The 12,195-nt window shown below is 71.8% G+C and carries 11 protein-coding genes; 6 read left to right on the forward strand and 5 right to left on the reverse strand.

Features of this window, described 5'->3' with window-relative positions; translation table 11 throughout:
• On the reverse strand, window positions 1-96 hold the full coding sequence (gene mftA / locus BJ993_RS07080) for a mycofactocin precursor MftA (protein WP_179648220.1): 96 nt from the start codon (window positions 94-96) through the stop codon (window positions 1-3).
• Between the two features lie 119 nt (window positions 97-215).
• Between mftA and mftR the strand changes: the two genes are divergently transcribed.
• Entirely contained in the window at window positions 216-833 is a 618-nt protein-coding gene (gene mftR, locus BJ993_RS07085) for a mycofactocin system transcriptional regulator MftR (RefSeq protein WP_179648221.1), read from the forward strand.
• A 7-nt stretch (window positions 834-840) separates the two neighbouring features.
• Here mftR and BJ993_RS07090 read toward each other — a convergent pair whose 3' ends face one another.
• Entirely contained in the window at window positions 841-1,344 is a 504-nt protein-coding gene (locus BJ993_RS07090) for a MarR family winged helix-turn-helix transcriptional regulator (RefSeq protein ID WP_179648222.1), read from the reverse strand.
• Window positions 1,345-1,461: 117 nt separating this feature from the next.
• Between BJ993_RS07090 and icmF the strand changes: the two genes are divergently transcribed.
• The 3 genes from icmF to BJ993_RS07105 all read left to right on the forward strand — a co-directional run bounded on the left by icmF (window position 1,462) and on the right by BJ993_RS07105 (window position 6,564).
• The gene (icmF, locus tag BJ993_RS07095) at window positions 1,462-4,632 is read left to right on the forward strand and encodes a fused isobutyryl-CoA mutase/GTPase IcmF (protein WP_179648223.1); all 3,171 of its coding nucleotides are present in this window, start codon (window positions 1,462-1,464) and stop codon (window positions 4,630-4,632) included.
• Between the two features lie 89 nt (window positions 4,633-4,721).
• Entirely contained in the window at window positions 4,722-5,099 is a 378-nt protein-coding gene (locus BJ993_RS07100; RefSeq protein WP_036548955.1) for a YciI family protein, read from the forward strand.
• Between the two features lie 190 nt (window positions 5,100-5,289).
• Window positions 5,290-6,564, forward strand: a complete 1,275-nt coding sequence (locus tag BJ993_RS07105; RefSeq protein WP_179648224.1) for an RNA polymerase sigma factor — start codon at window positions 5,290-5,292, stop codon at window positions 6,562-6,564.
• Between the two features lie 2 nt (window positions 6,565-6,566).
• Here BJ993_RS07105 and BJ993_RS07110 read toward each other — a convergent pair whose 3' ends face one another.
• Window positions 6,567-7,502 (reverse strand): AraC family transcriptional regulator, encoded by a 936-nt coding sequence (locus tag BJ993_RS07110; RefSeq protein ID WP_051932542.1) that lies wholly within the window; start codon window positions 7,500-7,502, stop codon window positions 6,567-6,569.
• A gap of 193 nt (window positions 7,503-7,695) precedes the next feature.
• On the opposite strand from BJ993_RS07110, the gene BJ993_RS07115 reads away from it, so the two are divergent.
• The gene (locus tag BJ993_RS07115; RefSeq protein ID WP_036548957.1) at window positions 7,696-8,283 is read left to right on the forward strand and encodes a flavin reductase family protein; all 588 of its coding nucleotides are present in this window, start codon (window positions 7,696-7,698) and stop codon (window positions 8,281-8,283) included.
• 10 nt (window positions 8,284-8,293) lie between these two features.
• The gene (locus BJ993_RS07120; protein WP_036548958.1) at window positions 8,294-9,880 is read left to right on the forward strand and encodes a 4-hydroxyphenylacetate 3-hydroxylase family protein; all 1,587 of its coding nucleotides are present in this window, start codon (window positions 8,294-8,296) and stop codon (window positions 9,878-9,880) included.
• A 120-nt stretch (window positions 9,881-10,000) separates the two neighbouring features.
• Here BJ993_RS07120 and BJ993_RS07125 read toward each other — a convergent pair whose 3' ends face one another.
• Both BJ993_RS07125 and BJ993_RS07130 read right to left on the reverse strand, forming a co-directional pair.
• Window positions 10,001-11,104, reverse strand: a complete 1,104-nt coding sequence (locus tag BJ993_RS07125) for a DNA polymerase IV (RefSeq protein WP_308645505.1) — start codon at window positions 11,102-11,104, stop codon at window positions 10,001-10,003.
• A gap of 11 nt (window positions 11,105-11,115) precedes the next feature.
• Window positions 11,116-12,057 carry an AraC family transcriptional regulator gene (locus tag BJ993_RS07130; protein ID WP_207007014.1) on the reverse strand — a complete coding sequence of 314 codons (942 nt, stop codon included), beginning with the start codon at window positions 12,055-12,057 and terminating at the stop codon, window positions 11,116-11,118.
• Between the last annotated feature and the right edge of the window lie 138 nt (window positions 12,058-12,195).

A 12,195-nucleotide genomic window follows, 5' to 3' on the forward strand; every position in this document is an offset into this window, starting at 1 on the left:
TCAGTAGACGCCGCACATGCCGTCGATCGAGACCTCCTCGATGAGGTCCTCGGCGGCCAGGTCAACGGACTGGTCCTGCTCGATCTCAGGGTTCATCGTTCCTCCTCTACTCGTGCCGATGTGGTGCCCGCCACACTATTTGCACCCATGGCAACAAGTCCCCCTCCTTTCGGAGGGGATCTGACCTCGACCTCCGAGCGATAGGTTGGCGCACCGTGACCGACGGCGAGCAGAGGAGCGTGCGCAGCAGTGCGCGGGGGCGCCCCGAGGCCACGTCGCACGCCGCGATCGAGCAGGCCGCCTTCACCCTCTTCGCCGAGCGCGGCTTCGCCCGGACGACCCTCGACGCCATCGCCGAGGCCGTCGGCGTCAGCCGTCGCACCCTCTTCCGCTACTACCAGTCGAAGAACGACATCCCGTGGGGCCAGTTCGACCGCACCCTCGACCACTTCCGCGAGCTGCTCGCCGACCAGCCCGACGACCTCCCGGTCCACGCGGCGATCCATCGCGCAGTGGTCGAGTTCAACCGCTTCCCCACCGACGCCCACCCACCGCACCGCGAGCGGATGCGGCTGATCCTGACCACGCCCGAGCTGCAGGCCCACTCCGTGCTCCGCTACGCCGAGTGGCGCCAGGTCATCGCCGAGGACGTCGCCCGCCGGACCGGCTCGCTGGCCACGGACCTGGTCCCGCAGGTCGCCGGGCACGTCTCGCTCGCGATCTCGCTGTCGGCGTACGAGCACTGGCTGGCGCGGCCGTCGGCCGGCGACGGCGACCTGCTGACCATCATCGACGACGCCATGGACGGGCTGCGCGCCTACATCGCACCCTAGGCGCGCGTCACTCCGGGAAGTCGCCCGAGGAGCGGCGTACTCGCCGCAGCAGCTGGTAGGTGTCGGCCTGCTGCCGGTCGGTGAGACCCGTGATCGCGAAGTCGATCGCGCTCACGGCCTCGGTGGCCTTCTTCACCGTGCTCCGCCCCGACGGCGTCAGCCGCGCGAGGGTACGACGGCGGTCGGCCTCGTCCGGCACCCGCTCGACGAAGCCCTGGGCCTCGAGCCGGTCGATCGCGCTCGTGACCGAGGTCGGGTGCACCATCAGCCGCTCGCCGATCTTGCTCAGCGGCAGCGAGCCGCTCCTGCTGAAGTGCAGCAGGACCAGCACCTCGTAGCGGGAGAAGGTCAGCCCGAACGGCTTGAGGGCCGCGTCGAGCGCTCCGATCATCAGCTGCTGCACCCGCATCACCGAGGTGGCCAGGCGCATGGCCGTCGCGTCGCCGAAGTGCTCCTCCCACAGGTCGCCCGCGCGATCGATCGGGTCGAAGGGCAGGCGCGGCTCGGACATGGCTCGACCGTAGTGCATCCGTCCCCCGGAAGTGGGCACCCACTTCCCAGATTTACTAGGACGTCCTACTATCGGAGGTCCGAGCACTTCCCCGATCTCCCGCGGAGGGATCCCCGCATGTCCGACACCGCCCTGCACGTCCCGCAGCACCCGGTCCGCCTGGTGACCGCGTCGAGCCTCTTCGACGGCCACGACGCGTCGATCAACATCATGCGGCGGATCTTCCAGAGCCAGGGATGCGAGGTCGTCCACCTGGGCCACAACCGGTCGGTGGCCGAGGTGGTCGAGGCCGCGATCGAGGAGGACGTGCAGGGCATCGCCGTGTCGTCGTACCAGGGCGGGCACGTGGAGTACTTCGAGTACCTCGTCGAGCTGCTCCGCCAGCGCGGGGCCGACCACATCCGCGTCGTCGGCGGTGGCGGCGGCGTGATCGTCCACGACGAGATCGAGCGGCTGCGCGCCTCCGGCGTCACCATCTTCTCCCCGGAGGACGGTCAGCGCCTGGGCCTGCCCGGCATGGTCAACACGGTCGTCGAGGCCTGCGACACCGACCTCTGGGAGACCGGCGCGGTCACCGCGGAGCAGGTCCTGTCCGGCGACCGCACCGCCCTCGCCCGCGCGATCACCGGCGCCGAGCTCGGCCGCCTCGACGAGGCCTTCCTCGCCCGCCTGCGCGAGGCGAGCAGCGGTCGTACCGTGCCGGTCCTCGGCATCACCGGCACCGGCGGCTCTGGCAAGTCGAGCCTCACCGACGAGCTCGTACGACGCCTCCGCATCGACCAGCAGGACAAGGTCCGCGTCGCGGTGATCGCCGTCGACCCGACCCGCCGCAAGGGCGGCGGCGCGCTGCTCGGCGACCGGATCCGGATGAACAGCCTCGACCTCGGCGGCCACGGCCTGGACCGCGACCGCGTCTACTTCCGCAGCCTCGCGACCCGCGGCGCGCACGAGGTGCCCGAGCACCTCACCGACGTGCTCGACGTCGTGAAGGCCGCCGGCTTCGACCTCGTCGTCGTCGAGACGCCCGGCATCGGCCAGGGCGACGCCGCGATCGTGCCCTTCGTCGACACCTCGCTCTACGTGATGACGCCGGAGTTCGGCGCAGCCTCGCAGCTGGAGAAGATCGACATGCTCGACTTCGCCGACGCCGTCGCGATCAACAAGTTCGAGCGCCGTGGCGCGGCCGATGCGCTGCGCGACGTGGGCCGCCAGATGGTCCGCAACCGCGAGGCCTTCGGCAAGCAGCCGTCCGACATGCCCGTCTTCGGCACGTCCGCCGCGACCTTCGACGACGACGGCGTCACCGCGCTCTACCAGCACCTGCGCGGCCTCCTCGCCGGCCAGGGGCTCCCCACCGCCGAGGGCCTGCTGCCCGTGGTCGAGGGCAAGCAGTCGACCCGCATCCAGCAGGTGCTGCCCGCCGAGCGGGTCCGCTACCTCGCCGAGATCGCCCACACCGTGCGCGGCTACCACGCCGACACCGAGCTGCTCGTCGAGAAGGCCCGTCGTGCCCAGCGCTTCGCCGCCGTGGCCGACGAGCTCGCCGAGATCGAGGGCCTCGCGGCCGCCGCCGCCCGCGCCAACGACGACCTGCCGCTCGACCTGCGCGACCAGCTCGAGGCGTGGCCGGCCGTCGTGGCGTCGTACGACGACGACACGGCCAGCAACGGGCGCGTCTCGCTCTCCGGCAACCACATCCCCCGCGTCGCCGTGCCGCGCTTCGAGGACCACGGCGAGCTGGTCCGCTTCTGGCGCCGCGAGAACCTGCCCGGGAAGTTCCCCTTCACCGCCGGCGTCTTCCCGTTCAAGCGCGCCGACGAGGACCCCGCCCGCATGTTCGCGGGCGAGGGCGACCCGTTCCGCACCAACCGCCGCTTCAAGCTGCTCTCCGAGGGCCAGCCGGCGACCCGCCTCTCGACCGCCTTCGACTCCGTAACGCTCTACGGCCGCGACCCCGACGAGCGCCCCGACATCTACGGCAAGGTCGGCACGTCCGGCGTCTCCGTGGCGACGCTCGAGGACATGAAGGCGCTGTACGACGGCTTCGACCTGCTCTCGCCGACGACGTCGGTCTCCATGACGATCAACGGCCCGGCCCCGACCGTGCTGGCGTTCTTCCTCAACACCGTCATGGACCAGGCCCGCGAGCGCGGCATCGACCCCTTTGATGCGATCAAGTCGGTGCGCGGCACGGTCCAGGCCGACATCCTCAAGGAGGACCAGGGCCAGAACACCTGCCTGTTCTCGACCGAGTTCTCGCTGCGCTGCATGGCCGACATCCAGGAGTGGTTCATCCAGCAGCAGGTCCGCAACTTCTACTCCGTGTCGATCTCCGGCTACCACATCGCCGAGGCCGGGGCGAACCCCATCAGCCAGCTCGCCTTCACCCTCGCCAACGGGTTCACCTACGTCGAGTCGTACCTCGCGCGCGGCATGGACATCGACGACTTCGCGCCCAACCTGTCGTTCTTCTTCTCCAACGGCATGGACCCGGAGTACTCCGTCATCGGCCGCGTCGCCCGCCGCATCTGGGCCGTGGCGATGAAGGAGAAGTACGGCGCCAACGAGCGCTCGCAGAAGCTGAAGTACCACGTCCAGACCTCGGGCCGCTCCCTGCACGCGCAGGAGATGGACTTCAACGACATCCGCACCACGCTGCAGGCGCTCATCGCGATCTACGACAACGCGAACTCCCTGCACACCAACGCCTACGACGAGGCCGTCACCACCCCGTCGACCGAGTCGGTGCGCCGGGCGCTGGCGATCCAGCTGATCATCAACCGCGAGTGGGGCCTGGCCGCCAACGAGAACCCGCTCCAGGGCTCCTACGTGATCGACCAGCTCACCGACCTCGTCGAGGAGGCGGTGCTCCTGGAGTTCGACCGGATCTCCGAGCGCGGCGGCGTACTCGGGGCGATGGAGACGGGCTACCAGCGCGGCCGGATCCAGGACGAGTCGATGCTCTACGAGCACAAGAAGCACGACGGCTCGCTGCCGATCATCGGCGTCAACACCTTCCGCGCGCCGGAGGCCGGCGACGGCACGCCCGACCACATCGAGCTCGCCCGCGCGACCACGGAGGAGAAGGACTCGCAGCTCGCGCGGGTCCGCGACTTCCAGGCCCGCCACGCCGACGACGCCGCCGCGGCGCTGGCCCGGCTGCGCGAGGCCGCGACCAGTGGCGAGAACATCTTCGCGGTCCTCATGGACGCGGCGCGGGTGTGCTCGCTGGGCCAGGTCACCGAGGCCTTCTTCGAGGTCGGCGGTCAGTACCGACGCAATGTGTGAAGTTTTTTCGAGGTCGATGTCGAAAGCCTGATCGCCCGTTCGACGTAGGTTCGGAATCACCCACCTACGAAGAAGAAGGACTGATCGACATGCCTCGATTCATGGGACTCGTGCGGATGGAAGAGGGACAGGGCAACCCGCCCCAGGCGCTGTTCGACGCGATGGACGTCTACATCGGCGAGCAGGCCCAGAAGGGCCACTTCCTCGACGGTGGCGGCCTGTTCGGCCTCGAGGACACGGTGAACTTCGTCGTCCGCACGGGTGAGGTCACCCGCGTCGACGGCCCGTACGCCGAGGCCCGCGAGGCCGTCGGCGGCTGGGCGCTGCTGCAGTACGACACCCTCGAGGAGGCGATCGCCAACCAGGAGGAGTTCGCCGCCCTGCACGCCAAGCACTGGCCCGAGTGCACGATGGTCGCCACCCTGCGCCAGATCGCCGACGAGCCGCCGGCGGCCGCCGACGCCTGACCCTCGTGGTGCGCGAAGTGTGAGGTTTTCTCCGCCGAAGTGTGAACCTTTCTCCACCGAGGTGTGCCTGGTGCACCCTCGGCAGGAGAAACCGTCACGTCTCGGTGGAGAAAGCCTCACACTTCGCGGGAGAAGCCCACGCACCTCGGCGGAGAAACCCACGCACCTCGCGGCCCCCTAGGCTGGCCGCATGGCCGACGCCACCACCGCCGACGCGATCACCGCCACCTGGCGGGAGGAGTCGGCCCGGCTGGTGGGCGTGCTGGCCCGGATGACCCGCGACGTCGGGCTCGCCGAGGACCTCGCACAGGACGCCCTCGTCGCGGCGCTCGAGAACTGGCCGGCCCACGGGGTGCCCGCCAACCCCGCCGCGTGGCTGATGACCACCGCCAAGCGTCGCGCCATCGACCACATCCGGCGCGCCGAGACCCTGCGCCGCAAGACCGACGAGCTCGGCCACGCCCTCGGCACGGAGGAGGTGAGCAGCATGCCGGACCTGGACGCGCAGGTGGACCAGATCGAGGACGACGTGCTGCGGCTCGTCTTCCTCTGCTGCCACCCCGCCCTGACCCCCGAGTCGCGCGCCGCGCTCACCCTCCGCCTCGTGGGTGGCCTCACGACCGACGAGATCGCCCGCGGCTTCCTCGTCCCGAGCGCGACGATGGGCCAGCGGATCTCGCGGGCGAAGAAGACGCTGACCGAGGCCGGCGCGCAGCTCGAGCTGCCGACCGGCGCCGAGCGCACCGCGCGCCTCGACGACGTCATGGCGGTCATCTACCTCGTCTTCACGGAGGGGTACGTCGCCACCGCGGGCGACGACTGGACCCGCCCCGACCTGGCCCAGGAGGGCATCCGGCTGGCCCGGCTGCTCGCCGCGGTCGCACCCGACGAGCCGGAGGTCCACGGCCTGCAGGCGCTGCTGGAGCTGCAGGGCTCCCGGCTGCCGGCCCGCACCGACGCCGACGGCAACCCGGTCCTGCTCGACGACCAGGACCGCAGCCGCTGGGACCAGCTGCTCATCCGCCGCGGCATCGCCGCGCTGGCCCGCGCCGAGGTGATCGCCGCGCGCGGCGTCCCCGTGGGCCGCTACTACCTGCAGGCCGCGATCGCCGCCGTGCACGCGCGCTCGGCGACCGCGGCCGACACCGACTGGACCCGCATCGCCCGTCTGTACGACGTCCTGGCGACCGCCGCGCCCGGCCCGGTCGTCGAGGTCAACCGTGCCGTCGCCCACGGTCGCGCAGCGGGTCCCGAGGCCGGGTTGGCGGTCCTCGACGCGATCGCTCCGGGCGAGCTCAGGGACTCCCCGCTCGAGCCGAGCGTGCGTGGCGACCTGCTCGAGCGGGCCGGGCGGCGCGCGGAGGCGGCGGACGCCTTCGACGAGGCGGCCCGTCGTACCCGGAATGCGGGCGAGCGGGCGCTCCTCGAGCGCAGGGCAGCCGCGAACAGGGCAGCCGCCAACTGAGGCTAACGCGACCGCAGGCTGTCGGAGGGCGCGACCCCGTACCTCTCCCGGTACGACGCCGCGAACCGCCCCAGGTGCGCGAAGCCCCACCGGGTGGCGACCTCGGCGACCGTGTCCCCGCGCCCGGCCAGCAGGTCGCCGTGGACGCGCGCGAGGCGGATCGTGAGCAGCTCCTGGGTGGGCGTGGAGCCGAGGTAGCGCTGGAAGCCCTGCTGCAGGCGGCGGATCCCGACACCTGCCTCGCGGGCCAGGTCGGCGGCGGTCCAGTCACGCGCCGGGTCGGCCTCCATCGCCTCGACGACGCGGGACACGATGCGCGGCCGGATCGTGCCGCAGCCCGGCTCGTCGGGGAAGGACGCGGCGACGAGCGCGGCGGTGAGCGTGGCGGCGAGCCGGCGGGCGACCCGCTGGTCGCGAGCGAGTGAGGGGTTGCGCAGCGCCTCGGTGCCGATCGAGCCGAGCAGGCCGATCCAGGCCCGGCCTCCGTCGGTGCGCAGGTCGAGCTGGGCCGGCAGCCGGTCGGTGTGCAGGCCGACCAGGGCGGCGACCTCCTCGACGAGGTAGTCGCGGTCCACGCGCATCCCGACGATCGAGCAGTCCGCCGACCACCGGGTCATCCGGGTCTCCTCGTTGGGCGGGCAGACGGTCGCCTGGCCGTCGAGCGAGAGCACGTGGTGGGCACCGATCTGCGCCTCCAGCACGCCGCTGCGCGGGACGTTGACCGCCCAGGCCCCGGGATGGTCGGACTCGACGGAGACCTCGGAGCCCCAGCCGATGCGGGCCAGCCGGACCGGGCCGAGGTCGACGGCACGCAGGTCCGCGGGCCCGCTGGCGCGCCCCTTCACGAGCAGCCGGTGCGGGAAGTAGGCGCGGGCGACCGCGTCGGAGAAGTCGCCCAGCTCGTGGGAGGACGCGGTGACGGTCCCGGTCGCGCTCATCGTCCACCCCCTTCGGCCTGGATCACGTGACGCCCCTCACAGTAGGCGAACTCCTTCATCCGGAAAACGCACCCGATCCACCCGAGTGCGCAATCCGGACAGCGCCTTCGCGGAGCGGATCGTCTCGCCGCCCGAGCAGGCCTAGCGTCACCGCCCATCCCGCCCATCGAGGCCCACGACGAAGGAGGCACCCGTGGACCCGCTCACCCTGCGCTCGACCTTCGGCCGCTTCGCGACCGGCGTCACCGTCATCACCTGCCGTACGCCGGACGGCGCGCACCACGGCGCGACGGTCACCGCGTTCACGCCGATCTCCCTCGACCCGCCGCTGGTGCAGGTCGCGCTGACCCGGAAGTCGAAGGCCGCCGCCTACCTCGACGGCGCGTCCTTCGCGGTCAACGTGCTGGCCGCCGACCAGGTCGACGTCGCGATGCACTTCGCCGGCCGGCCCGGCAGCGACCCGCTCCCGTGGCGCGAGGGCAGCCTGGCCCCCACCCTCGGCGGCACGGCCGCGACCCTGGTCTGCCGCGCCCACCGCACCGACGACGGCGGCGACCACCTGCTGTTCCTCGGCGAGGTGGCGGAGGTCGTCACCACCGACCGGCGACCGCTGCTCTTCCACGACAGCGCCTTCCACCAGATCGGCGACCGCTCGTCCGACGTCGTCTGGCTCGGCTGCCAGGACGACCCCCACACCGGCTGGTTCGACGCCACGACCAGCTTCGCCGCCCCGCTCCGCAGCGGGCCGTCGTACTTCATCCCGCGAGACACCCACTACTGAGGAGACAACGATGACCGACACCCTCGTCCCCGAGACCGCCCTGACGGACGGGCCGCCGACCACCAACCCGGCCGCGGACGCGCCGGCCAACCAGCAGACCAACTTCGCCTCGCGGCCGATGACCGGCGACGAGTACATCGAGAGCCTCCGCGACGGCCGGGAGATCTACCTCCACGGCGAGCGGGTCGAGGACGTCACCACGCACCCGGCCTTCCGCAACCCGATCCGCATGACCGCCCGCCTGTACGACGCCCTCCACACCGGTCCGCACGTGGACGAGCTGACCGTCCCCACCGACACGGGCAACGGCGGCGTCACGATGCCCTTCTTCAAGACGCCGACGTCGTCGGCCGACCTGCTCAAGGAGCGCGACGCGATCGCGCGGTGGGCGAAGATGACGTGGGGGTGGATGGGCCGCAGCCCCGACTACAAGGCCAGCTTCCTCGGCACCCTGCACGCCAACAAGGAGCTCTACGCGCCCTTCCAGGCCAACGCCGAGCGGTGGTACCGCGAGTCGCAGGAGAAGGTCCTCTACTGGAACCACGCGATCATCAACCCGCCGGTCGACCGCAACCTGCCGCCCGACGAGGTGGGCGACGTCTACATGAAGGTCGAGAAGGAGACCGACGCCGGCCTCGTCGTGTCCGGCGCGAAGGTCGTCGCGACCGGCTCGGCGATCACCAACTACAACTTCATCGCCCACTACGGCCTGCCGATCCGCAAGAAGCAGTTCGCGCTGATCTGCACCGTCCCGATGGACGCGCCCGGCATCAAGCTGATCTGCCGGTCGTCGTACACGGAGCAGGCGGCGCTCAACGGCGAGCCCTTCGACTACCCGCTGTCGAGCCGGATGGACGAGAACGACACCATCTTCATCTTCGACAAGGTGCTGGTGCCCTGGGAGAACGTCTTCATGTACGGCGACGTGGACCGCATCAACGCGTTCTTCCCGCAGTCCGGCTTCCTCCCGCGCTTCACCTTCCAGGGCTGCACCCGCCTCGCGGTGAAGCTCGACTTCATCGCCGGCCTGCTGCTCAAGGCGCTCGAGGCCACCGGCTCCGGCGACTTCCGCGGCGTGCAGACCCGCGTCGGCGAGGTCATCGGCTGGCGCAACCTGTTCTGGTCGCTCACCGAGTCGATGGCCCGCGACCCCGAGCCGTGGGTGGGCGATGCGGTCATCCCCAAGCTGGAGTACGGCCTGACCTACCGGATGTTCATGATCCACGGCTACCCGCGGGTGAAGGAGATCATCGAGCAGGACGTGGCCTCCGGCCTGATCTACCTGCCGTCCGGCGCCGCCGACTTCAAGTCCGCCGAGGTGCGGCCCTACCTCGACAAGTACGTCCGCGGCTCCAACGGCGTCACCGCCGTCGACCGGGTCAAGGTCATGAAGGCGCTGTGGGACTCGATCGGCTCCGAGTTCGGCGGCCGCCACGAGCTCTACGAGCGCAACTACTCCGGCAACCACGAGAACGTGAAGGCCGAGCTCCTCTTCGCCGCCCAGAACCGCGGCGACGTCGCGCAGATGAAGGGCTTCGCGGACGAGTTCCTCGCCGAGTACGACCTCGACGGCTGGACGGTCCCCGACCTGTTCTGAGCCACCCGGTGGTCGAGGAGGCCGTCGGCCAACCCTCCGTAGGAAGGTCCGCCGTGGGGGCGTCACGAGACCCCCGCAGCCGCCCACCCGCTGGCCCGTCGCGATCCACCCCGCGACGGGTCAGCGGCGCTCGTCGTACCCGCCCTCGGGCGGCACCATCTCCAGCCGTACGCCGAGCAGGCGCACCGGGCGGTCGCGCTCGACCCGGTCGAGGAGCGCCACGGCGGCGTCGGCGAGCACGTCCGGGTCGGTCGTCGGCGCGGGGAGCTTGTGGCTGCGGCTGACGGTGAAGAACGGCCGGTAGCGCAGCTTGAGACCGACCCGGAAGGCCGGCCGGCCCTCGCGCTCGATGTCGGCCAGCACCCGCAGCGTGATCCGCCGGACCGCGGCCTCGACCTCGGCCCAGTCCTCGAGGTCGGCCTGGAAGGTCTCCTCGCGACCGTGCGCCCGCGGCACCCACGGGGTCGCGTCGACCGGGCTGGTGTCCACGCCGCGCCCGAGGCGGTGGAACCACGGACCCATGGTCGGGCCGAGCTCGGCGGCGAGCTCCGCGGCGTCGGAGCGGGCGAGCTGGTCGACGGTCTCGATCCCGAGCGCCGCGAGCCGGGCCGCCGTCTTCGAGCCCACGCCCCACAGCGCCCGGGTGGGCCGGTGGCCCATCTGCTCGAACCAGGTGTCGTCGGTGATCACGTGGACGCCCGGGTCCGGCTTGCCGAAGTCCGTGGCGATCTTGGCCTGCAGCTTGTTGTTGCCGATTCCGACGGAGCAGTGCAGGCGGGTGGCGGCCAGCACCTCGGCGCGGATCTCCTGCGCGAAGGCCACGACGTCGGCCTCGCCCGCCTCCCGCTCCCCTTCGGCCGCCACGAAAGCCTCGTCCCAGCCGAGCACCTGCACGACGACGGCCTGCCCGCCCCAGCGCAGCGAGCGGAGGGTCGCCATGACGTCGGCCGACGCGGCGTCGTACGCGGGGGCGTCGACGGGCAGGAACACGGCATCGGGGCACTTGCGGGCGGCCACCCGCAGCGGCATGCCGGACCCGACGCCGAAGGCCCGGGCCTCGTACGACGCCGTCGCCACCACGCCGCGCTCGGTCGGGTCGCCCCGGCCGCCGACCACCACGGGCAGGCCGGCGAGCTCCGGTCGCCGCAGCACCTCGACGGCAGCGATGAACTGGTCCAGGTCGACGTGCAGCACCCAGCGTCCCGAGCGCGCGCGGTCGTCCACCGCGGAGCCGCTCACCGACGGGCTGCGGACGGCGGCAGCCCGTACCTGCGGCGGTAGGCGGCCGCGAAGCGGCTCGCGCTGGAGAAGCCCCACCGGGCCGCCACGTCGCTGACCGTCGTCCGCGGCCCGGAGGTGAGGTCCGCGTGCGCCCGGGCGAGGCGCACGTCGAGGAGGTACTGGGTCGGCGTACGGCCCGTCCACTGCTGGAAGGCCTCCTGGAGCCGCCGCACGCTGGTGCCCGCGACGGCGGCCATGTCGCCCGCGGTCCACGGCCGGGCCGGGTCGTCGTGCAGCTGCTCCACCACCCGCCGCACGTGCCACGGCCGGGCCGGCACGGACCGCGCGTCGGCCGGGCGGCACAGGTCGACGAGGCCGGCGGCCACCGCGCCGGCGAGCTGCTGCCGGACCACGTCGCTGTCGGCGAAGAGGTCCGGGTCGTGCAGGTTGGTCGCGAGGCTGGCGACGAGGTGGCGCCAGGCCCGGCCGCGGCCCGACTCGAGCTGCACCTGGTCGGGCAGCAGGTCACGCACGCCCACCCGGTCGCTGCCGAGCAGCCGCTCCGCCTCGACGTCGAGCCAGGCGGCGTCGAACTTCACCCCGAGCACGGTGCAGGTCGCATCCCAGTGGCTGATCAGCGACGCCGTGTCGGACCGGAAGACCGTGCCCTGACCGGCGACCGAGGCGACGGTGCCGTGCCGTCCGCGACTCTCGATGTGCCCGGTGATCGGCATGTTGACCTCGTAGGCGCCCGGGTAGTCGCAGTCGATGGCGACGTCGGCGCCCCACCCCACGTGGCCGATCAGCACCGGGCCGAGGTCGAGGGTGCGCAGCGTCAGCCGCGGCTCGTGGACCCCGCCGACGAGCCGGAGCTCGTGGGGGAAGTAGGCCTCCGCCACGACTCGCGAGGCATTGCCCCAGTCGCGCGGCGCCCGCCCCCGGATCCGCTCGGACACGCCTCGCAATCTACCTGAGACGCAGGTCACAAATCGCCCGCGCGATCCGTGCCGCCGCCGCGCGAACGGTGTCGTCGCGGGGTCCGGACCGACCTACCTTCGCTGGCACTTCCCATCGCCACAGCACCACCGGAGGAG

Source organism: Nocardioides aromaticivorans (assembly GCF_013408525.1).
GTDB lineage: Bacteria > Actinomycetota > Actinomycetes > Propionibacteriales > Nocardioidaceae > Nocardioides > Nocardioides aromaticivorans.